At 74.8% G+C, this 19,102-nt stretch carries 21 protein-coding genes and 2 pseudogenes; 12 read left to right on the forward strand and 11 right to left on the reverse strand.

Annotated elements, in window-relative coordinates; all coding sequences use genetic code 11:
- Nucleotides 1–223: 223 nt before the first annotated feature.
- The gene (locus OVA14_RS08630; protein ID WP_267503507.1) at nt 224–772 is read right to left on the reverse strand and encodes a hypothetical protein; all 549 of its coding nucleotides are present in this window, start codon (nt 770–772) and stop codon (nt 224–226) included.
- 401 nt (nt 773–1,173) lie between these two features.
- On the opposite strand from OVA14_RS08630, the gene OVA14_RS13850 reads away from it, so the two are divergent.
- Nucleotides 1,174–2,259, forward strand: coding sequence for a serine hydrolase domain-containing protein (locus OVA14_RS13850; protein ID WP_420710651.1), 1,086 nt, complete (start codon nt 1,174–1,176; stop codon nt 2,257–2,259).
- Here OVA14_RS13850 and OVA14_RS08645 read toward each other — a convergent pair.
- Nucleotides 2,171–2,473 carry a hypothetical protein gene (locus OVA14_RS08645; protein WP_267503510.1) on the reverse strand — a complete coding sequence of 101 codons (303 nt, stop codon included), beginning with the start codon at nt 2,471–2,473 and terminating at the stop codon, nt 2,171–2,173. The genes OVA14_RS13850 and OVA14_RS08645 overlap by 89 nt on opposite strands.
- A 422-nt stretch (nt 2,474–2,895) precedes the next feature.
- Between OVA14_RS08645 and OVA14_RS08650 the strand changes: the two genes are divergently transcribed.
- Nucleotides 2,896–3,366, forward strand: coding sequence for a sigma factor (locus OVA14_RS08650; RefSeq protein WP_267503511.1), 471 nt, complete (start codon nt 2,896–2,898; stop codon nt 3,364–3,366).
- Nucleotides 3,367–3,453: 87 nt separating this feature from the next.
- On the opposite strand, the gene OVA14_RS08655 is transcribed toward OVA14_RS08650, so the two are convergent.
- Together OVA14_RS08655 and OVA14_RS08660 are read right to left on the reverse strand one after the other, a co-directional pair.
- On the reverse strand, nt 3,454–3,843 hold the full coding sequence (locus tag OVA14_RS08655) for a nuclear transport factor 2 family protein (RefSeq protein ID WP_267503512.1): 390 nt from the start codon (nt 3,841–3,843) through the stop codon (nt 3,454–3,456).
- Nucleotides 3,844–4,200: 357 nt separating this feature from the next.
- A complete protein-coding gene (locus OVA14_RS08660) occupies nt 4,201–4,572 on the reverse strand; it encodes a TraR/DksA family transcriptional regulator (protein ID WP_267503513.1) in 372 nt (123 codons plus the stop codon).
- A gap of 153 nt (nt 4,573–4,725) precedes the next feature.
- Here OVA14_RS08660 and OVA14_RS08665 point away from each other — a divergent pair.
- The 3 genes and pseudogenes from OVA14_RS08665 to OVA14_RS08675 all read left to right on the forward strand — a co-directional run.
- Nucleotides 4,726–5,295: pseudogene (locus OVA14_RS08665) on the forward strand (FAD-dependent oxidoreductase); the annotation flags it as partial.
- Nucleotides 5,296–5,419: 124 nt separating this feature from the next.
- Nucleotides 5,420–5,980: a hypothetical protein gene (locus OVA14_RS08670; protein ID WP_267505602.1), complete on the forward strand. Its 561-nt coding sequence runs from the start codon at nt 5,420–5,422 to the stop codon at nt 5,978–5,980.
- Complete coding sequence (locus tag OVA14_RS08675) at nt 5,977–6,456, forward strand: GNAT family N-acetyltransferase (protein WP_267505539.1); 480 nt, start codon at nt 5,977–5,979, stop codon at nt 6,454–6,456. Before OVA14_RS08670 ends, OVA14_RS08675 begins: the two co-directional genes overlap by 4 nt.
- Before the next feature lie 18 nt (nt 6,457–6,474).
- Here OVA14_RS08675 and arfB read toward each other — a convergent pair whose 3' ends face one another.
- The gene (gene arfB, locus OVA14_RS08680; RefSeq protein WP_267503514.1) at nt 6,475–6,915 is read right to left on the reverse strand and encodes an alternative ribosome rescue aminoacyl-tRNA hydrolase ArfB; all 441 of its coding nucleotides are present in this window, start codon (nt 6,913–6,915) and stop codon (nt 6,475–6,477) included.
- A 100-nt stretch (nt 6,916–7,015) separates the two neighbouring features.
- Here arfB and OVA14_RS08685 point away from each other — a divergent pair, with 100 nt between their 5' ends.
- Complete coding sequence (locus OVA14_RS08685; RefSeq protein ID WP_267503515.1) at nt 7,016–7,426, forward strand: DUF1801 domain-containing protein; 411 nt, start codon at nt 7,016–7,018, stop codon at nt 7,424–7,426.
- 69 nt (nt 7,427–7,495) lie between these two features.
- Nucleotides 7,496–9,157: an ABC-F family ATP-binding cassette domain-containing protein gene (locus OVA14_RS08690; protein ID WP_267503516.1), complete on the forward strand. Its 1,662-nt coding sequence runs from the start codon at nt 7,496–7,498 to the stop codon at nt 9,155–9,157.
- Nucleotides 9,158–9,238: 81 nt separating this feature from the next.
- Here the strand turns inward: OVA14_RS08690 and OVA14_RS08695 are convergent, their stop codons facing one another.
- Nucleotides 9,239–10,096 (reverse strand): alpha/beta fold hydrolase, encoded by an 858-nt coding sequence (locus tag OVA14_RS08695; protein WP_267503517.1) that lies wholly within the window; start codon nt 10,094–10,096, stop codon nt 9,239–9,241.
- Between the two features lie 89 nt (nt 10,097–10,185).
- On the opposite strand from OVA14_RS08695, the gene OVA14_RS08700 reads away from it, so the two are divergent.
- Together OVA14_RS08700 and OVA14_RS08705 are read left to right on the forward strand one after the other, a co-directional pair.
- Entirely contained in the window at nt 10,186–11,940 is a 1,755-nt protein-coding gene (locus tag OVA14_RS08700) for a GNAT family N-acetyltransferase (RefSeq protein ID WP_267503518.1), read from the forward strand.
- A 43-nt stretch (nt 11,941–11,983) separates the two neighbouring features.
- Nucleotides 11,984–12,400 (forward strand): PPOX class F420-dependent oxidoreductase, encoded by a 417-nt coding sequence (locus OVA14_RS08705; RefSeq protein ID WP_267503519.1) that lies wholly within the window; start codon nt 11,984–11,986, stop codon nt 12,398–12,400.
- A 19-nt stretch (nt 12,401–12,419) separates the two neighbouring features.
- Here OVA14_RS08705 and OVA14_RS08710 read toward each other — a convergent pair whose 3' ends face one another.
- The 5 genes from OVA14_RS08710 to OVA14_RS08730 form a co-directional block, all read right to left on the reverse strand.
- Nucleotides 12,420–12,749 carry a YciI family protein gene (locus OVA14_RS08710; protein WP_267503520.1) on the reverse strand — a complete coding sequence of 110 codons (330 nt, stop codon included), beginning with the start codon at nt 12,747–12,749 and terminating at the stop codon, nt 12,420–12,422.
- A 62-nt stretch (nt 12,750–12,811) separates the two neighbouring features.
- Nucleotides 12,812–13,261, reverse strand: a complete 450-nt coding sequence (locus OVA14_RS08715; protein ID WP_324287996.1) for an Lrp/AsnC family transcriptional regulator — start codon at nt 13,259–13,261, stop codon at nt 12,812–12,814.
- Nucleotides 13,258–14,598, reverse strand: coding sequence for an aspartate aminotransferase family protein (locus tag OVA14_RS08720; protein WP_420710574.1), 1,341 nt, complete (start codon nt 14,596–14,598; stop codon nt 13,258–13,260). Before OVA14_RS08720 ends, OVA14_RS08715 begins: the two co-directional genes overlap by 4 nt.
- Nucleotides 14,599–14,746: 148 nt before the next feature.
- Nucleotides 14,747–15,169 carry a universal stress protein gene (locus tag OVA14_RS08725; RefSeq protein ID WP_267503521.1) on the reverse strand — a complete coding sequence of 141 codons (423 nt, stop codon included), beginning with the start codon at nt 15,167–15,169 and terminating at the stop codon, nt 14,747–14,749.
- Nucleotides 15,166–16,683, reverse strand: a complete 1,518-nt coding sequence (locus OVA14_RS08730; protein ID WP_267503522.1) for an APC family permease — start codon at nt 16,681–16,683, stop codon at nt 15,166–15,168. The genes OVA14_RS08725 and OVA14_RS08730 overlap by 4 nt, the downstream gene beginning before the upstream one ends.
- A gap of 168 nt (nt 16,684–16,851) precedes the next feature.
- Between OVA14_RS08730 and OVA14_RS08735 the strand changes: the two genes are divergently transcribed.
- From OVA14_RS08735 to OVA14_RS08745, 3 genes and pseudogenes are all read left to right on the forward strand, one after another.
- Nucleotides 16,852–18,087, forward strand: a complete 1,236-nt coding sequence (locus OVA14_RS08735) for a saccharopine dehydrogenase family protein (protein WP_267503523.1) — start codon at nt 16,852–16,854, stop codon at nt 18,085–18,087.
- 106 nt (nt 18,088–18,193) lie between these two features.
- Nucleotides 18,194–18,334, forward strand: a pseudogene (locus OVA14_RS08740) (hypothetical protein); the annotation flags it as partial.
- Between the two features lie 230 nt (nt 18,335–18,564).
- Nucleotides 18,565–19,101: a hypothetical protein gene (locus OVA14_RS08745; protein WP_267503524.1), complete on the forward strand. Its 537-nt coding sequence runs from the start codon at nt 18,565–18,567 to the stop codon at nt 19,099–19,101.
- Nucleotide 19,102: the final 1 nt, after the last annotated feature.

Below are 19,102 nucleotides of genomic sequence, written 5' to 3' on the forward strand. Positions count from 1 at the left end.
TCTTGACGCCAGTGTGACCCCAGCGCCGCGCTTCTGCAACAGCGTCTGTTTAAGTGTGCGCGCCAACCACAGCCCTCCACGATCGTCTCGGCTCGCAGTTCGAGCCGAGCAAGAGCAGCCGTACGATCGCGGGTGATGTCCTTGAGTGGCCTGGGGAAAGCCCGAACGGCTGGACTGGTCGCTACGGGGTCTTGCAGGCTCTCGGGTCGCGGGACGCGCCCAGTCAGCCGGCGAGCCCCAGAACGGTCGCGATTGCGGAGGGCAGCGATACGACGACCGCCAGGCCAGCGATACCCAGGCCCAGCCAGGTGAGCTTCGTCGCCACCTGCTGGCTTGCGGCGCTCTGCTTCATGGCTTCTCGCTGCGTGTCGAGTAGTGCCGACTGCGCCATGACCTGCCGACTCAGAAGTTCCGTCATTGCATCGAGCCGTTCGACCTGCGCTTCGACGGATTCCGCGATGTCGTGCTGAACGGGGTCGATGGATACGTTCATGAGCCGAGAATCGAGGAGCTCGGGGAAGCGCTTCTCCAACGGTTGCGGCTCCCACATGTGGGCCGGCCCGACGATGTCGCGCATGGCGCCCAACCAGCCGTTGTCCACTTTCGCCGCGGCCGCGACAGCGGCACTCACCTGCGATGCGGTGTCCTCGGTGAAGCCGGCCAGTTCTGCGAGGCGCATAGTCGGGATCTCACGGAGCGGTCTGTGCGGTTCGTCGCGCTGGGCGTCCTCTGAGGCATCGTCCGGGGGCCGGCGCGGGTCTTTGTCGCTCATGGCAGCAACGTACTTCTCACCGCCCACCTATGCCGGGCGTGCGATCGCTCGGCATCGAGGCTCTTGCTGTCGGAGCAGAGTAGTCGCCTTCACTGCAGAGCACATCCTGTTGCAGCACTGTTCCGCAGTACGGGCGCGCATCCACCGGGAAGTCGAGCATGGCGCGAGGCTAGCCCTCAGTCCGCAGAAAGTCCGCAAGAGCTTCCGTCGAGGGCAGTACGCCACAATGACCACATGACCCTGATTCCGCTGAACGACAGGGGAGTCAGTGACTCCCAACTGCTGACTGACCGGTCGCAGTCGTTCCGCTTCCACGTGTGATCGTGGGCCACCGCGGGTCGTTCGCCAGCCTCGAAGACCTCCTGGCGGCAGCGCCCGCGAGCCCCGGCCTCAGCGCGGCGGTGCTCGGCGAGGACGGCGACGTGGCGGCGGCGGGCGTCGGCCTGCTCGCGGCCGACGGGCAGCGCCCGGTCGGCACGGCCTCGATGTTCCACGCGGCGTCGATGAGCAAGCTCGTCACGGCCGTCGTGGTGCTCCGCCTCGTGGCGCGGGGGCTCCTCGACCTCGATGCGGACATCGCGGGGCGCACAGGCGGCTGGACGCTGCCGCGGGCGCAGTCGGACGCCGCCGTCTCGCTCCGGACGCTGCTGAGCCACCACGGCGGCATCGAGGACGACGACGACGCCTTCGGGCCGCTGCGCGACGGGCAGGCGACGCCGTCGCTCGAGGAGGTGCTGCGCGGCGAGCACCCTCTGGTGCCGCGCCCGGTCCGCGGGGTCCGCGCGCCGGGGGAGGCCTTCGTCTACTCCGACGCCGGGTACTGCGTCGTCGAGCAGGTGCTGGCATCGAGCACGCGCACGCCCTTCGCCGAGCTCGCCCGCGAGCTCGTGCTCGAGCCGCTCGGCATGGCCCGCAGCGGGTTCGGCGTCCCGCCGCGCGATGACGCCGACGTCGCCGACGGCCACGATGCGCGCGGCGCGGTCATTGCGGAGCGGCGGCCCGACTATCCCTACCAAGCCGCCGCGGGCCTCTGGTCGACCCCCTCCGACCTCGCGCTGCTGCTGCGGGAGCTCGGACTGGCGCTCCGTGGCGTGGGAGCGCTCGGCATCCCGCCGTCGCTCGCCGCGGCGCAGCCTGCGCCCGCAGCCGGGCGCCCCGTGGGCGGGCCTCGGCGTGCTGCTCGGCGGCGCGCCCGAGCGGCCGCGCGCGGTCTCGCTGGGATGGGGCGAGGGGTTCCAGTGCATGCTCCGCGCCGTGCCGCACGAGGGCCGCGCGGTCGTCGTGATGACGAACGCCGACCCGGGCGTGCCCCAGGAGGCCTCGATCACGGGTCGCGTCGTCGCGCTGCTCGAGGCGGAGGCGCGGTCGCCCGAGGCCTGAGGCCGCGCCAGCGCGCCGTCAGGCCCCGCGCGCCGCGCGCTCGTCGCGCAGCCGCTCGAGGTTCTGCAGCGGGCTCCAGGCGCCGATCCGCGGGTGGTCGATCGTGACGCCCACGACCCCGGCCGCGCTCAGGGACACGGCCCAGTCGAGCGCGCCCGGCAGCGGCATGCCGAACATCGGCACCGGCTCGCCCTCCGCCACCAGCCCTGCACCGTGCGCGGCGTCCCTCGCCCGCTCGGCGGTGCTGAACGCGCAGAGCATCGCACCCTGCGGCGCGGCCAGCGCGTAGGGCTGCGGGCTCTCCGGCGTGCCGCGGTTCACGAAGAACCAGTGGTCGAGCGCGGTGACGGCGCGCCACAGCGCGACCTGCGGCTCGATCCGCTCGGGCGCCGCGCGGCACGCCGCATCGAGCCGGTCGAGCCTGCGCGAGCACCGCCGGGGTCGGCGGGGGCGGCGGCGAGGCCGCGCCGTCGGGTGCGGCCTCGGGGCGATCGGGTCGCTCGTGCATCTCGGCTCCTCTGGTCGACGTCGCCTCCACCGTGCCAGGTGGTGGCCCGCGCTCCCTGAGCGGCGCCGCCGAGCGCGCCGCGGAGCAGGATTCCCAGTCATCGCACATGTTCGGGGGCGAGCGAGATGGTTCGATGATCGAACAGTTCGATCGCGGGGAGCGATCGGACGTTCGCAGGGAGCAGGGCGGTCACGACATGGCGATCGAAGCGGATTCGGTGCCTCCAAGCTCTCCCGTGCCTGCGGGCGCCGCGGATCGGCTGCTCGCGCTCACGGCGCGCGGCGACCGCGCGGCGTTCGAGGCGCTCTACGTCGCGACCGCGCCGCGCCTGCTGGGGCTCGCTCGTGCGGTGCTGGCCGACGCCGCGGAGGCTGAAGGCGTCGTGCAGGCCGCCTTCGTGCAGGCCTGGCGCGAGGCGCCGCGCCGCTCCGCCGCGGCCGGCGGCGCGCTCGCGTGGCTCCTCGGCATCGTGCACGCGCGCGCGGTGGAGCGCCTGCGCGAGGCTCGCGCGGAGGCCGCGACGACGCACGACGGCGGCGCCGATCCGGCCGACGACCACGAGCTGCTCTCGCTCGCCTACCTCCAGGGGCTCACGCGCGGTCAGATCGCGACGCGGCTGGGCCTCAGCCTCGAGGACGCCACGGCGCGGCTCGCGGCAGGCATGCGTCGACTGCACGGCGGCACGGGCGCCGCGCCCTCCGTCTGACGCGTCGCGTCGAACGAGCCCGCGAGGCGTCGGCCGATTGAGGCTCGCGCGCTGAGCGATGAGCCATGAGCGCTGAGCCCGCTCTGCTCAGCGCGCCGCGTCCGCGATCGACTGCTGCCGCGGCCCCTCGAGCACCATCTCCCACTCCTCGCGGATGAGGTCGTGCTCGAGCCGGATGATGTCGAGCACGCGCGCACCGGCGGCGTCCTCGAGCTCGAGGATGTGGCGGCCGTTGAAGGTCTCCTGCGCGCGCAGCACGGTGCCCGGCTTCCGGCACCCCATGCCGCCCAGGCGCACGCGCCACAGGTAGCTCTCGCGGCCCCGCATCGAGAAGCCGGGCGAGCCCATGAGGTGCCAGACGACATCCGGGTGCACGACCTCCGCGAGCGCGGCCCAGTCGTGGTCGCGCATCGCCGAGAGTGCGCGCTCGATGGGCTCGGGCAGGTCGGGCCGGAGGTCGCGCGCTGTGGATGCCATGGTGCGTCGGACGCTATCCCGGCGGCCGTCGCGGCAGGTGTGCGCGGGCTCCGCGCCCGCTGACCGCGGCGCGGGGGCGCGCGGTCCGCGGGCCCGAGGGACGCGGCGGGGAGCGGAGCCGGAGTCCGCATCCAGCCCGCTCGCAGGCTCCTCCGGCACGATGTACCCCGGTACTCCTGGCGCGGGCAACGCGTTGGAGACGGCCATCGTGAACGCTCCCAGACGCTGTCGACGGGAGCGTTCGCGCGTCACGGGCGACGGCGCCCCTCCGGGTGCCGTCGTCGCCGTGGCGATCGGCGCGGCTCAGGCGGCGCTCGCGGCGCAGGCGATGCAGACGGCTCAGGTTGCGCAGCCGGCTCAGGCCGCGCAGGCGATGCAGCTCGTCGCCCCGGGGCGAGCCTCGAGCCGCGCGGGGTCGATCGGTCGCCCGCACGTGGCGCAGGTGCCGCCCTCGCCGCGCGCGAGCCGCGCCGCGGCCTCGTCGAGCGCGTCGAGCGCCGCGGCCTCCTCGCGCCGCAGGCCCTCGAGGCGCGACCACTCCGACGAGAGCGACACGCCGTCGGGGTCGTGCTCGTCGTCGTCGTGCAGGGCGCCCCGCGCGGCGCGCAGCTCGGCGAGCTGGCCCTCGACCTCGCGCAGCTGCGACTCGACCTCGCGGCGGCGTGCCGCGATCCTCGCTGCGCGCGCGTCGTCGCTCGCAGCCTCGGCCAGCTCCCCATCCTCCGCCATCGCGCCACCGTAGCCCGGCCCGCCCACGGCGCGCCCCGCGGCCGTCCAGGTGCGGCCGCGAGACTGGCGGCGACCGGGCGCGCCGCCGTGCGCCCGGGATGCCCGGGATGCACGGGAAGCGCAGGATGCGCAGGATGCGCGGGAGGGAGCACGGTGGACGCCGACGCGATCGTCATCGGAGCGGGGCTCGCGGGCCTCCGCGCCGCGCGCGAGCTGGAGGCCGGAGGCAGGCACGTGCTCGTGCTCGAGGCCGCCGACGCCGTGGGCGGCCGCATCCGCACCGAGCGCATCGACGGCTTCCTCGTCGACCGCGGGTTCCAGGTGCTGAACCCCGCCTACCCCGCCGTCGCGCGCGACGTCGACGTCGCGGCGCTCGGGCTGCAGCGCTTCGGCGTGGGCGCGATCGTGCGCTCGGGGAGCCGCGTCGCGCGCATCGCGCATCCGCTGCGACACCCCTCGCTGCTGCCGGCGACGCTCGCGAGCGGGCTGCTGGAGCCGCGCGAGCTGCTCGCCCTCGCCCGCTGGCTCGGCCCGACGCTCCTCGACGCGGGCGCGGCTTCGCGCGCCGCGCACGACGAGCCGCTCCGCGCCTCCCTCGACGCCGCGGGCGCCAGGGGGCCGCTGCGCAAGCAGGTGCTCGACACCTTCCTCGCGGGCGTGCTCGCCGACAGCTCGGGCGGCACCTCGGCGAACTACGCGCGGCTGCTGCTGCGCGCCTTCGCGCTCGGCGCGCCGGGTCTGCCGCGCGACGGCATGCAGGCGCTGCCGGAGCAGGCTCGCGCGCGGGCTGCGCAGCCCCGTGCGGCTCGGGACGGCCGCGAGGGCGCTGCGCGAGGAGGCCGGCGGCGTGGTGGTCGACACCGACGCCGGGGCGCTGCGCGCGCGGACGGCGGTGGTCGCGGTCTCGCCCGAGGCCCTGCCCTCGCTCACGCCGCTGCCGGCGCCGCCCGCGCACGGCCTCACCACCTGGTGGTTCCGCGCCACCGGCCGGCCGCGCACGGGTCCGTTCCTCGTGCTCGACGCCTCGCGCCGCCGCGGCGGCCCCGCGGGCCCGGTGTGGAACACGGCCGCGATCTCGGAGGCGGCGCCCTCGTACGCGCCCCGGGACGAGGTGCTCGTGCAGGCGACCACGCTGCTCGGCCGCACCGACGGGCTCGCCGGCGAGGCAGAGGTGCGCCGCGACCTCGCGCGCCTCTACGGCACGAGCACGCGCGGCTGGGAGGTGCTCGCCCACCACGTCATCCCGCGGGCGACGCCGGCGCAGGCGCCCGGGCCCGTCCGGCGCGCGGCGATCCGGGTGGGGGAGCGGGTGCTCGTCGCCGGCGATCACGCCGAGACCGCCTCGATCCAGGGCGCGCTCGTCTCGGGGGCGAGGATCGGCGCGCTCGCCGCCGCGGGGCTGGCGTGACCGCGCCGACCCTCCGCGCGCTGCGCCGCAGCGATGCGGCCGCGATGGTCGGGGTGCTCGCCGACCCCGCGCTCTACGAGGCGACGGGCGGCGAGCCCCCGACGCTCGCCGCGCTGACGGCGCAGTACGACATGCAGGAGCGCGGCATCTCGCCCGCGGGCGACGAGCGCTGGATCAACGAGCTCGTGCTGGTGTCGGGCGAGCCCGTGGGCTACGTGCAGGCGACCGTGCCGATCGCGGGCGGTGCGGCGGAGATCGCCTGGGTGATCGGCGTCCCCTGGCAGCGCCGAGGCCTCGCGACGCGCGCCGGGGCCCTGCTGCTCGAGCGGCTCCGCGCCGAGGGCGTCGAGCGCGTGCGCGCGCACATCCTGCCCGGGCACGTGCCGTCGGAGCGGGTCGCGGCGCGCCTCGGCCTCGTGCTCACCGGAGAGGTCGTCGACGGCGAGCAGCGCTGGGAGACGCAGCTCGGCGCCTGAGCCGGGCCGCGGTCCCGCTCAGTCGGTGCTCGGCCGCTGCCGCCCGCGCTTCGTCTCGGATCGGCGGCCCTTCGCCTCGAGCCGCCGACGCTGCGAGCCGCGCGTGGGCCTCGTCGCGCGGCGCGCGACCTCCGGCATGACGGCCTCCCGCAGGAGCGCCGCGAGGCGCTCGCGCGCCGCGATGCGGTTGTCGCGCTGCGACCGATGCTCGGACGCGCTGATCGTCAGCACGGTGCCGGCGAGGCGCGGCGCGAGCCGCGCGAGCACGCGGGCGCGCTGCGCGTCGGTGAGGGCGGTCGTGGTCGCGAGGTCGATGCGCAGCTGCACGCGCGAATCCGTCGTGTTGACCCCCTGGCCGCCCGGCCCCGACGAGCGCGAGAACTGCTCGAGCAGCTCGGCGGCGGGCACGACGAGCCCGCGCGGGGCGCCCGGCCCCGGCAGCACGCGCAGCTCGTCCATGGCTCGATCCTCGCATCGCCGCCCTGCCGCCGTCGGCCCCGGTCGCATACGCTCGCGTCGAGACGCCCGAGACTCGATCCCCGAACCCCAGGAGGATGCGATGGCCGAGCCCGCGATGCGACCCACCGGCGAGCCGGTCGAGGCCGCGCTCGATCGTGCCAGCGGCCCGCGCCGCGCCGAGGCCGACGACCTGCTCGAGCTGTTCGCGGAGGTCAGCGGCGAGGAGCCCATCGTGTGGGCGCGCCGCATCATCGGCTTCGGCGAGTACGAGTACCGCTACGAGACCGGGCACGGCGGCCGCTCGCCGCTGCTGGCCTTCGCGACCGGTCCCAAGCAGCACACCCTGTACCTGGAGGAGGAGGTGCTGCAGCCGGACGCGCTCGACCGCCTCGGCCCGCACCGCCTCAGCAAGGTCTGCCTCCACCTCACGCGCCTCTCGGGCGTCGACCGGGAGGTGCTGCGGCAGCTGCTGCAGGACTCGCTCGCGGTCACGCGCGCCAAGGCGGTCTGAGCTCGGGGCAGGGCCCGGCGGAGGCGGCTGCGGCAGGAGCGGGCCCTGCCACCTGGGAGGATCGATCCCATGACCGCAACGCTCGTCGCGCAGGGCCTCGCCGGCGGGCACGGCCACCGCACGCTCTTCGACTCGCTCGACCTCACCGTCGCGCCCGGCGACGTCGTGGGCGTCGTCGGCGCGAACGGCGCGGGCAAGTCGACGCTGCTGCGCATCCTGGGCGGCGACCTCGAGCCGCAGGCGGGCACGGTGCAGCTCGCGCCGGCCGACGCCTTCGTCGGCTGGCTGCCGCAGGAGCACGAGCGCGTCGATGGTGAGACCGTCGCCGCCTACATCGCCCGCCGCACCGGCTGCGCGCAGGCGACGGCCGACATGGACGCGGCCGCGGAGGCCCTCGGCGACCCGTCGAGGGCGGCGCCCGGCACCGATCCGGCCGATGTCTACGCCGCCGCCCTCGAGCGCTGGCTGGCCTCCGGCGCCGCCGACCTCGACGAGCGCATGCCGATCACGCTCGCCGAGCTCGGCCTCGACCTCGGCGATGCCCCGGGCGAGGCGCGCATGACCTCGCTCTCCGGCGGCCAGGCCGCCCGCGTCGGCCTCGCGGCGCTGCTGCTCAGCCGCTTCGACGTCGCGCTGCTCGACGAGCCCACGAACGACCTCGACCTCGACGGGCTCGAGCGCCTCGAGGCCTTCGTGCAGGGACTCCGCGGCGGCGTCGTGCTCGTCAGCCACGATCGCGAGTTCCTCGCCCGGTGCGTCACGCGCGTGCTCGAGCTCGACCTCGCGCAGGGCTCGAACCGCGTCTACGGCGGCGGCTACGAGTCGTACCTGGAGGAGCGGGCGACCCTGCGCCGCCACGCGCGCGAGGCCTACGACGAGTTCGCCGACAAGAAGGCCGACCTCGTCGCGCGCGCCCGCACGCAGCGCGAGTGGTCGAGCCAGGGCGTGCGGAACGCGATGAAGAAGGCGCCCGACAACGACAAGAACCGCCGCCGCGCGATGACGGAGTCGAGCGAGAAGCAGGCGCAGAAGGTGCGCCAGATGGAGAGCCGCATCGCGCGCCTCGAGGAGGTCGAGGAGCCGCGCAAGGAGTGGCAGCTGCAGCTCACGATCGGCGAAGCGCCGCGCTCCAGCACCGTCGTCTCGACGCTGGACGCCGCGGTCGTGCGGCAGGGCGGGTTCACCCTCGGCCCGGTCTCGCTGCAGGTCAACACGGGCGAGCGCATCGGCATCACGGGCCCCAACGGCGCGGGCAAGTCGACGCTGCTGCGCACGCTGCTCGGCCGCCGCGAGCCGGATGCGGGCCGCGCGAGCATGGGCGCGAGCGTGCAGCTGGGCGAGATCGACCAGGCCCGCTCGCTGCTCGTGGGCGACCGCGCCCTCGCCGACGCGTTCGAGGCCCTCGTGCCCGAGATGGCCTCCGGCGACGTGCGCACGCTGCTCGCCAAGTTCGGCCTCCGTGCCGACCACGTCACCCGACCCGTCGACGAGCTCTCGCCCGGCGAGCGCACCCGCGCCGCCCTCGCGCTGCTGCAGGCGCGCGGCGTCAACCTGCTCGTGCTCGACGAGCCCACGAACCACCTCGACCTCCCCGCGATCGAGCAGCTCGAGCAGGCGCTCGAGGCCTACCGCGGCACGCTGCTGCTCGTGACGCACGACCGCCGGATGCTCGAGACGGTGCGCGTCGACCGCCGCTGGCACGTGGAGGCCGGCCAGGTGCGCGAGCTGTAGCCGCGAGCGGTACGGCTCCGCCCGAGAGGTACGCGTCTACTGGTACCTGTCGGGCGCACCCGTACCTCTCGCGAACGCCGCTCAGCGGCGCGGCACATCGGCCATGAGGAGGCCGGGCCACGCCTGCACGTCGGCAGGCGTGCGCGCCACCTGCAGCGTCGAGCCGCCGATGAGGCCGTGGAGGGCCTCCGCCGTCGAGACCGGATGCGCCGGGTCGTCGATCCAGGCGAGGATGCGCGTCGGCACCTCGATCGCCGCGACGGCCTCCCGCGAGGGGAGGTCGCTGAGCGCGGCACCGCGGAGGAGCGAGGGCAGGATCCCCGGCGCGACGTCCGGCAGCGTCTCGGGCAGCCCCGCGGTTGCCGGCGGCACGGGCGCGACGGTGGCAGCGGTGTCGTCCGTGCCAGCGCCAGCCGGAGCAGCACCCACCACCGGGATCGACGCCGTCTCCACCATCTCCACCGCCCCGGGCCCCATCGCGCCCGCCTCGAGCAGCTCGGCCTCGCGCCGGTACTCCGCGCCGCGCGCGCGCCGCGTCTCCCACGCCGTCGGCGGCACGAGCAGCGTCAGCCCGCTGAAGCGCTCGGGCTCGCGCACCGCCGCGTGCAGCAGCGTGCCCGTGCCCATCGAGGGCCCGACGCCGTGCACCTGCTCGCCGGGGAAGCGGTCGTCGAGGATGCGGAGCAGGTCATCGGCGAGCACCTCCCAGCGGTAGTCCTCCGGCACGGCGCGGCCGCTCGAGCGCCCGTGGCCGCGCGCGTCGTAGCGCAGCAGGCGCGTGCCGCTGAGGCCCCGCCCGAGGTCGAGGTCGAGGAGCCGGTCGCGCGCCCGGCTCGACGTGAGGCCGTGCAGCTGCACGACGGGGTGGCCGCCCTCGTCGCTCAGCTCCCACGCGAGCGCGGCGCCCGGCACCTCGAACCTGCTGGCTGCCTCCGGCACGGGCGCTGCTCCTCACGATCGGGCGCGTCGCCGGAGCCTGCCCGAGCGGGCCCAGCGGCCGCGCTGCGCTGGTCGCCTACGCTACCGCCATGCGGCTCACGAACGTGGCGCACCTGCGGCTGCCCTTCGGCAGGCTCCACGGCTACGACCTCGCGGTCGGCGAGCCGCTGCGCCCGCTGCCCGTCTCGTTCGACCAGCGCCGCCACGTGGGGGCCGGCGCGCGGCCCGGCTCCTGGATGGCCCTCTCGTTCCGGCTGCCCGAGCCGGTCGACCGCGAGCGCCTCGCCGCGGCCTGGCTCGCGGTCGTGCGCCGCCACGGCACGCTCCGCACCGTCTTCACGCCGGGCGAGCACGGCCCGCTGCTCCACGAGCACGAGGTGGGCCCGGGAGGCTGGGTCGAGCACGCGATCGCGCCCGGCCAGGCCGTCCACGAGGCGCTGCGCGACGTGCTCGACGCGGCGTGCTCGCCCTACGAGCGGCCCTCGCACCGGCTGTGCGTGCTCGAGACCGCAGCGGGGCCGACGGTCGTCGTGGGTGCCGACCACGCGCACGTCGACATGTGGTCGATGCTCGTCATCGTGCGCGACCTGCTCGCCGAGCTGGGCGGCGGCGCGGCGCTGCTGCCGGAGGCGCCGGCCTTCGCCGAGCACACGCGCGCCCTCGAGGCCCGCCCGCCCGCGCCGGACGACGTGCGCGAGCGATGGGCGGCGGTGCTCGAGGCGAGCGGCGGCGTCATGCCGCGCTTCCCCCTGCCGCTCGGTGCCCCGGGCCCCCAGCCCGAGCGCGTGGAGGTGCGCGACGTCTTCGGCGCCGACGACTCGGTCGACGTGGCTGCGCAGGCGCGCGAGCACGGCGTCTCGACGCTCGCGCTCGCGGTCTCCGCGATGACCGCGGTGACGCAGGAGCTCGCGGGCACGCCGCTGCGCGCCGTCTTCCCCGTGCACAGCCGCTTCGAGCCCGCGTGGCACGACTCGGTGGGCTGGTTCATCACGAACGCCGTGCTCGAGGCCGCCGATCCGGATCCGCGCGCGGCCGCCGCCGCGATCCGCGAGGCGCTGCGGCTCGGCTCGTCGCCGCTCGCCGACGTGCTCGCGCCCTGGGGCGGCATGCCGGAGGCGCCCGGCATGCTCGCGATCTCGTGGCTCGACCTCCGGCGCCTGCCGGTGCGGGTCGACACGGCCGCGCTCGAGGCGCAGTACGTGGGCGCGACCATCCGCACCGACGGGGTCATGGTGTGGTTCATCCTCGACGAGACGGGGCTGCACCTGCGCTGCCGCTACCCCGACACCCCGGAGGCGCGCGAGCACGTGGGCGCCTGGCTCGACCTGCTCGTGGCCCGGCTGCAGCAGGACGCGCGCTCGTCGGTGCGCCGCGCGATCCGGCTGGGGGAGCGGGCGTTCCGCGTCGAGCGCGCGACCCGCGCCGACATCCCCGAGATCGTGGCGCTGCTGCAGGACGACGAGCTGGGGCGCGATCGCGAGACCGCCGAGGCCGCGCGCTACGAGGCCGCGTACGACGGCATCGCGCGCGATCGCGCCCACTACCTCGCGGTCGTGCGCGACGAGGCCGACGACCGCATCGTGGCGACGATGCAGCTGACGGTCATCCCCGGCCTCTCGCGCGGCGGCTCCACCCGGCTGCAGATCGAGGGGCTGCGCGTGCTCGCCGCCGAGCGCTCGCAGGGGCTCGGCACGGCCATGCTCGCCTGGGCGCACGAGCACGGCCGCGCGCGCGGCGCGCTGCTCGCGCAGGTGACCACCGACGAGGCCCGGGATCGCGCGCGGGCCTTCTACACGCGGCTCGGCTACGAGACGACCCACGTGGGCCTCAAGCGCACGCTGTGAGGGGACAGGGGCCGCGCATGGGCGCAGCGCCTAGCCTTGGCGCATGATCGATCCCGCGCAGCACCAGGCGTTCGCCGAGGCCGGCGTCGCCGACTTCGTCTCGCTCGGCACGTTCCGGCGCTCCGGCGCGATCGTGCGGACCCCCGTGTGGATCGCGCCGTGGGGCGATCGCCTCGTCGTGACGACCGAGCGCAGCACGGGCAAGGTCAAGCGCCTCCGCAACGACCCGCGCGTCGTGCTCGCGCCGTGCGGCCGCACCGGGCGGATCCGCGAGGGCGCGCGCGAGGCGTCGGGGGTCGCGACGATCCTCACCGACCCTGCGGAGGTGCGCTCGGCGACCGCGGCGCTGCGGCGCGACTACGGCGTGCAGCTCCGGCTCGTGCTGGGGCTCGAGCGGCTCGTGCGCCGCATCCAGCGACGCCCGGGCGACCGCGTCATCCTCGCGATCGCGCCCGCGTAGGCGACCGCCGGCCCGCCGCTCACGACGCGGGGTCGAACATGAACGCGCGCAGCTCCTGCGGCGTGCGGCAGCCCTGCGCGATCCGCGCGGCCCAGCGCTCCGCCTCCTCGCGCGTGGCGGCCCGGATGACGCAGAAGCCGCCGTCGAGCTGCGTGCGGCCGGGCGACCGCGCACCCTCGCCGTCGATGACGACCGGCTCGATCGACTCGTCGATCCCGCCGCCGAACACGTAGGCGCCGGCGGCCTTGGCCTCCTCGATCGCCTCGTGCGAGGTGCGCACGACCTCCGGGTGCTCCTCGTCGGTCAGCTGCATCCACGCGCTCGGGAACGAGATCAGGTAGTGGTCCATGCGCTCATCCTGTCCCGCGCCGCCCACGCTGTCACCACCCCCGCCGGTCCGGTCTCGCAGGCTCAGCGCGTGCCCCACGCGTAGGTCTGCTGCTGCAGCTTCAGGTACATGAGGGTGTCGGTGCCCTGCACGCCCTCGATGGCGCGGATGCGCCCGGAGACGAGCTCGAGCAGGTGCGCGTCCGACTCGCACACGACCTCCGCGAGCACGTCGTAGGAGCCGGCCGTGATGACGACGTAGTCGACCTCCTCCATCGCCGCGAGGGCCTCGGCGACGGGCTCGAGCGCGCCGGAGACGCGGATGCCGATCATCGCCTGCCGGTCGAAGCCGAGCTGCGTCGGATCGGTGACGGCCACGATCTGCACGACGCCCGACTCCGTGAGCCGCTTCACGCGGTTGCGCACCGCCGTCTCGCTGAGCCCGACGATCTCGGCGATCGTCGCGTACGGCGCCCGGCCGTCTCGCTGGAGCTCGGCGATGATCGCCTTGTCGTTCGCGTCGATGCCGCTCACAGCCGCGACCACGCCTCCGTGAGCACGCTCCGCAGGATCTGCTCCATCTCGTCGAAGTGCGACTGGTCGCAGATGAGCGGCGGCGAGAGCTGCACGACGGGGTCGCCGCGGTCGTCGGCGCGGCAGTAGAGGCCGGCGTCGAAGAGCGCGGTCGAGAGGAAGCCGCGCAGCAGCCGCTCGCTCTCGGCGTCGTCGAAGGTCTCCTTCGTCGCCTTGTCCTTCACGAGCTCGATGCCGTAGAAGTAGCCGTCGCCGCGCACGTCGCCCACGATCGGCAGGTCGTGGAGGCGCTCGAGGGTCGCGCGGAACGCGGCCTCGTTGGCGCGCACGTGCTCGAGCACGCCCTCCTCCTCGAACAGCTGCAGGTTCCGCAGGCCGACGGCGGTCGCGACCGGGTGCCCGCCGAAGGTGTAGCCGTGGGCGAAGGACGCGCCCGCCTCGCGGAAGGGCGCGAAGAGCCGCTCGCTCGCGATCATCGCACCGAGGGGCGCATAGCCGGAGGTGAGGCCCTTCGCGCACGTGATCATGTCGGGCTGGTAGCCGTAGCGCTCGGCGCCGAACATCGTGCCGAGGCGGCCGAAGGCGCAGATCACCTCGTCGGACACCAGCAGCACGTCGTGGCGGTCGCAGATCTCGCGCACCCGCTGGAAGTAGCCGGGCGGCGGCGGGAAGCAGCCGCCCGCGTTCTGCACCGGCTCGAGGAAGACGGCGGCGACGGTCTCGGGCCCCTCCTGCTCGATCGCCACCTCGATCTGGTCGGCGGCCCAGCGGCCGAACGCCTCCGGGTCGTCGCCGTGCACGGGCGCGCGGTAGAGGTTGGTGTTCGGCACACGGAAGGTGGAGGGCACGAGCGGCTCGAACTGCTGCTTGAGCCCCGGCAGGCCCGTGATCGAGAGCGCGCCGTGCGTGGTCCCGTGGTAGGCGATCGCGCGGCTGATGACCTTGTGCTTCATGGGCTTGCCCGTGAGGCGGAAGTAGTTCTTCGCGAGCTTCCACGCGGTCTCGACGGCCTCGCCGCCGCCGCTCGTGAAGAACACGTGGTCGAGGTCGCCCGGCGCGAGCCCGGCGACGACGTCCGCGAGCTCGATCGCGGTCGGGTGGCGGTACGACCACAGCGGGAAGAAGGCGAGCTGCGAGGCCTGCTGGGCCGCGGCCTCGGCGAGCTCGGTGCGCCCGTGCCCGAGCTGGTTGACGAAGAGGCCCGCGAGCCCGTCGAGGTAGCGCCTGCCCTGGTCGTCCCAGATGTAGGCGCCCTCGCCGCGCACGATGACCGGCGCCTGGTCGGCGCCCGCCATGCGGGTGAAGTGCATCCACAGGTGGTCGGCGGACGTGCTCATGGTGGGCTCCTCGTGGGGGTCGACGTGACGGGCGATGACGGGCGGGCGCGGAGGCCCGTGCGGGGGAGGGCCGGGGAGGCGCGGGGTCGTCACGCGCCTCCCCGGGGTCGGGCGCCGGCGGGGCCGGCGCGGGATCCGGGGGTGCCGGCTAGGCCGGCGCGGGGGCCGGCACGCACAGCACCGGCCACCTGCTCAGGTGCAGCAGGCGGTGCGGCGTGGAGCCGAGGATGGCCCCGCGCATGGGGCTCTCGCCCCACGTGCCGACGACGATCACCGAGGCGTCGTGCGCCTCGGCCTGCTCGAGCAGCGCGTCGACGGGCCGGGCCGAGACGAGCTCGGTCACGGTCTCGACGCCGGCCGCCTCGGCCTCGGCGAGCGCGTGCTGGATCGCGGTGCCGCCCACCTGCCGCAGCACGGCCTCGTGGGTGCGCGCCTCCTCGCCCATGCTCCCGGGCGGGGCGGTGCCGTAGACCACGACGAGGCGCTCGCCGGCGGCCTTCGCGAGCCAGAGGGCCGAGGCGAGCGCGGCGCGCGCGCCGGGCGACTCGTCGAAGCCGAGCACGACGCTCATCGTCCGGCCTCCTCGGTCGCTGCGGGCGCGGGCACGGTCTCGAGGGCGGCGGTGGAGGGCCGCTCGTCCCAGAACCGGCGGTCCCGGAAGTACCAGATCACCATGAGCACGACGCCCGTGAGGAAGATGCCGATGCCGATCACGAGGGGCGGGCCGAGTCCGAACCAGGCGGTCTCGGTGTACGAGTTCTCGGGGTTGCCGTAGTCGATGATCGCGGCGACCAGCAGCCAGATGAGCATGAGCGAGCCGAGGACGGGGCCGACGCCGATGAGCAGGAAGTTGCGCACGCTCTGCGTGAGCCGCTTGCGGAAGTAGATCGCGCACGCGATGCCCGTGAGCGCGTAGTAGAAGGCGATGAGCAGGCCGAGGGCCGTGAGGGTGTCCCACAGCGCCGTCTCGCTGATGAGGCCGACGACGAGGTAGTAGGCGGCGGCGATGCCCGCGACCCACCAGGTCGACACGTCGGGGGTGCGGAAGCGCGGGTGGATGCGCCCGAACATCTTCGGGAGCGCGCCGCGCCGCGCCATCGAGAGGCCCGTGCGGGAGGCGGGGATGATCGTCGTCTGCGTCGACGCGATGGCCGAGGTCGCGACCGAGAGCATGACGACCCACGCCCAGGGGCCCATGGTCTCGCTCGCGAGCACCTGGAAGATCGCGTCCTCCTCGTCGGCCGTCTCGGCGAGGAAGGCGTCGCCGGCGAGGGCGACGACCGCGATCGTCACCGACAGGTACGTGACGACGAGCACGACGGTCGACCAGATGGCGGCCCTGCCGGGCGCCTGCGAGGAGTTCGTGGTCTCCTCCGTGAGGTTGACCGCCGACTCCCAGCCCCAGTAGGCGAACACGCCCAGCAGCAGGCCGGCCGTCACGCCGGTCCAGCCGCCGCCGAAGGGGTTGAGCCACTCCCACGAGGGGGTGAGGGAGTCGAACGAGGAGGTGCTCGTGAAGACCTGGTAGAGCGCGGTGCCCGCGAAGACGAGCAGCGAGACGACCTGGAAGACGATGAGGACGTTCTGCAGGCGGGCCGAGATCTCGGTGCCCCAGACGCAGATGGCCGTCATGAGCACGATGAGCAGCACCGTGAGCACGCGGATCCAGAAGGGGTCGTAGGCGAGGTCCTCGAGCCCGACGGTGAGGAGCGAGTAGCGCACGCCCACCTCGGCGAGCGAGCCGACGATGAGCACGCCGGTCATCGCGATCGCCCAGCCGCCGATCCAGCCGAACCAGGGCCCCATCGCGCGCGTGACCCAGGAGAACGTCGTGCCGCAGTCCTGGTCGACGGTGTTGAGGTAGTAGAACGCGGAGGCGATGAGCAGCATCGGCACGAAGCTCGCGAGCATGATCCCGGGCGCGTGGACGCCCGTGAAGAGCACGAGGCCGCCGATGATCGCGGCGAGGGTGTACGCGGGGGATGTGGAGGCGAGGCCGATCACGAGGGCGTCGAAGAACCCGATCGCGTTCGACCGCAGCTGCGGGCCCGTGCTGGGCGGGGCGGTGGTGCTCGGCTCTGACACTGCGACTCCTTCGTGCAGGTGGCGGATCCGGTCGCCTCCCAGGCCTCGGGGTGCTGCATCCGCGCTTCTTGGAGGCTGACACTACTGAATCCGTCGTCGTTCGGCTAGAGTCTGCCGACAACGGCGCCGCAGGCCACCGACGGCCAGGCGCGGAGGAGGACGACGAGGATGCGGATCCTGCTGGTCGGTGCCGGAGGGGTCGGCGGCGCGTTCGCCGCGATCGCCGCGCGCCGCGACTTCTACGAGGCCATCGTGATCGCCGACTACGACCTCGCGCGCGCCGAGCGCGCCGCGGCGGTCGACGAGCGCTTCCGCGCGGCGCAGGTGGATGCCTCCGACCCCGCCTCGGTCGCGGCGCTGTGCCGCGAGCACGGCATCACCCACGTCATGAACGCCGTCGACCCGCGCTTCGTCATGCCGATCTTCGACGGCGCGCTCGAGGCCGGCGCCGGCTACCTCGACATGGCGATGAGCCTCTCGACCCGCCACCCCGAGGAGCCCTACGCGAAGGTCGGGGTGAAGCTCGGCGACGCGCAGTTCGCGAAGGCCGCCGAGTGGGAGGCGAAGGGGCAGCTCGCGCTCGTCGGCATCGGCGTGGAGCCCGGCCTCTCGGACGTCCTCGCCCGCTACGCCTCCGACGAGCTCTTCGAGACGATCACCGAGCTCGGCACGCGCGACGGCGCGAACCTCGCCGTGCACGACGACGAGGGCAACGAGATCTTCGCCCCCTCGTTCTCGATCTGGACGACGATCGAGGAGTGCCTGAACCCGCCGGTCATCTGGGAGAAGGGCCGCCAGGACGTCGACGGCGGCTGGTTCACGACCGAGCCGTTCAGCGAGCCCGAGGTCTTCGACTTCCCCGCGGGCATCGGGCCGGTCGAGTGCGTCAACGTCGAGCACGAGGAGGTGCTGCTCATGCCGCGCTGGCTCGACGCCGAGCGCGTGACCTTCAAGTACGGCCTCGGCGCCGACTTCATCGGCGTGCTCAAGACCCTGCACACGCTCGGCCTCGACCGCACCGAGAAGGTGCGCGTGGGCGGCGTCGAGGTGTCGCCGCGCGACGTCGTCGCCGCGTGCCTCCCGGACCCGGCGACCATCGGCCCGGTGATGACGGGCAAGACCTGCGCGGGCGTCTGGGTGCGCGGCACGGGCAAGGACGGGCAGCCCCGGTCGACGTACCTCTACCACGTGGTCGACAACGCGTGGTCGATGGAGGAGTACGGTCATCAGTGCGTGGTGTGGCAGACGGCGATCAACCCGGTGATCGCGCTCGAGCTGCTCGCGACGCAGGTGTGGTCGGGCACGGGCGTGCTCGGCCCCGAGGCGCTCCCTGCGAAGCCGTTCCTCGACAAGCTCGTCGAGTACGGCAGCCCATGGGGCACCATGGAGGTCGCGGAGGGCTGAGGCCCGCCGCCGAAGGCTCGCACGCGGCGACCGCGGATGGGGATCCGAGCGGTCGCCGCGTGCGCACGCCGCGCAGCGCCCGGATGCGTTCGGTAGCGTGCCGCGGATGGACGCAGCATCGCTCAGCGACGACCTCCGGCACGGGCGCATCCCGGGGCAGCAGGGCCGCACGTGGCTCGTCACCGGCGCGACGAACGGCATCGGCCGCGAGCTCGCGCGCACCGCGGCCGCGGCCGGGGCGCGACTCCTCGTGCCCGCGCGCGACGCGGCGCGCGGGGCCGCCCTCGTCGCCGAGCCTCGAGTCGCTCGGGGGCTCCGCGCGCACCCTGCCGCTCGACCTGGCGGACCTCGCCGCCGTCGCGGCCTGCGCGGCCGCGGTCGACGAGCCGCTCGACGTCGTGGTGCACAACGCCGGCGCCGTCGCGCCGCGCCGGCGCGAGACGCGCGACGGCTTCGAGCCTGCTGCTCGGCACCAACGTGCTCGGCCCCCACGCGCTCATGTGCGGCGTCGCCGACCGCCTCCGCGGCGACGCGCGCGTCGTGGTCGTCGGCTCCGGGGCGCACCGCGCGGGGCGGATCGACGCCGCGGATCCGCACTTCCGCCACCGCCGGTGGTCGACCGCGGCCGCCTACGCGCAGTCGAAGCTGGCCGGGATGCTCTGGGCTCGGGCCCTGCAGCCGCGGCTCGCGGCGCGCGGGAGCGCCTCGGTGCAGCTCGCGCACCCGGGCTGGGCGATCACGAACATCCAGAACGTCTCGGGGCACGCCGCGCTCGACCGCCTCGTAACGCTCGCGACGCGCCCGTTCGCGCAGAGCGCCGCGCAGGGGGCGCTGCCGCCGCTCGCGGCAGCGGTCACCGAGCTGCCGCCGCTCACCTACCTCGGCCCCGACGGTCCGCGGCGCTGGCGAGGGCTGCCGGCTCCGGAGCGGCCGAGCGACCTCGCCCTCGACGACGGCGCCGCCGAGGCGGTCTGGGCGCTCTGCGTGCGCGAGACCGGCCGCGACCTGCCCTAGC

The sequence above is a fragment of the Agrococcus sp. SL85 genome (genome assembly GCF_026625845.1).
Taxonomy (GTDB): Bacteria; Actinomycetota; Actinomycetes; order Actinomycetales; family Microbacteriaceae; genus Agrococcus.

Coding starts and splice junctions, on each gene's coding strand:
- OVA14_RS08630 (WP_267503507.1), bottom strand. CDS start 772: ATGAGCGACAAAGACCCGCGCCGGCCCCCGGACGATGCCTCAGAGGAC.
- OVA14_RS08655 (WP_267503512.1), bottom strand. CDS start 3,843: ATGGCATCCACAGCGCGCGACCTCCGGCCCGACCTGCCCGAGCCCATC.
- OVA14_RS08660 (WP_267503513.1), bottom strand. CDS start 4,572: ATGGCGGAGGATGGGGAGCTGGCCGAGGCTGCGAGCGACGACGCGCGC.
- arfB (WP_267503514.1), bottom strand. CDS start 6,915: ATGGACGAGCTGCGCGTGCTGCCGGGGCCGGGCGCCCCGCGCGGGCTC.
- OVA14_RS08685 (WP_267503515.1), top strand. CDS start 7,016: ATGGCCGAGCCCGCGATGCGACCCACCGGCGAGCCGGTCGAGGCCGCG.
- OVA14_RS08690 (WP_267503516.1), top strand. CDS start 7,496: ATGACCGCAACGCTCGTCGCGCAGGGCCTCGCCGGCGGGCACGGCCAC.
- OVA14_RS08700 (WP_267503518.1), top strand. CDS start 10,186: ATGCGGCTCACGAACGTGGCGCACCTGCGGCTGCCCTTCGGCAGGCTC.
- OVA14_RS08705 (WP_267503519.1), top strand. CDS start 11,984: ATGATCGATCCCGCGCAGCACCAGGCGTTCGCCGAGGCCGGCGTCGCC.
- OVA14_RS08710 (WP_267503520.1), bottom strand. CDS start 12,749: ATGGACCACTACCTGATCTCGTTCCCGAGCGCGTGGATGCAGCTGACC.
- OVA14_RS08720 (WP_420710574.1), bottom strand. CDS start 14,598: ATGAGCACGTCCGCCGACCACCTGTGGATGCACTTCACCCGCATGGCG.
- OVA14_RS08725 (WP_267503521.1), bottom strand. CDS start 15,169: ATGAGCGTCGTGCTCGGCTTCGACGAGTCGCCCGGCGCGCGCGCCGCG.
- OVA14_RS08735 (WP_267503523.1), top strand. CDS start 16,852: ATGCGGATCCTGCTGGTCGGTGCCGGAGGGGTCGGCGGCGCGTTCGCC.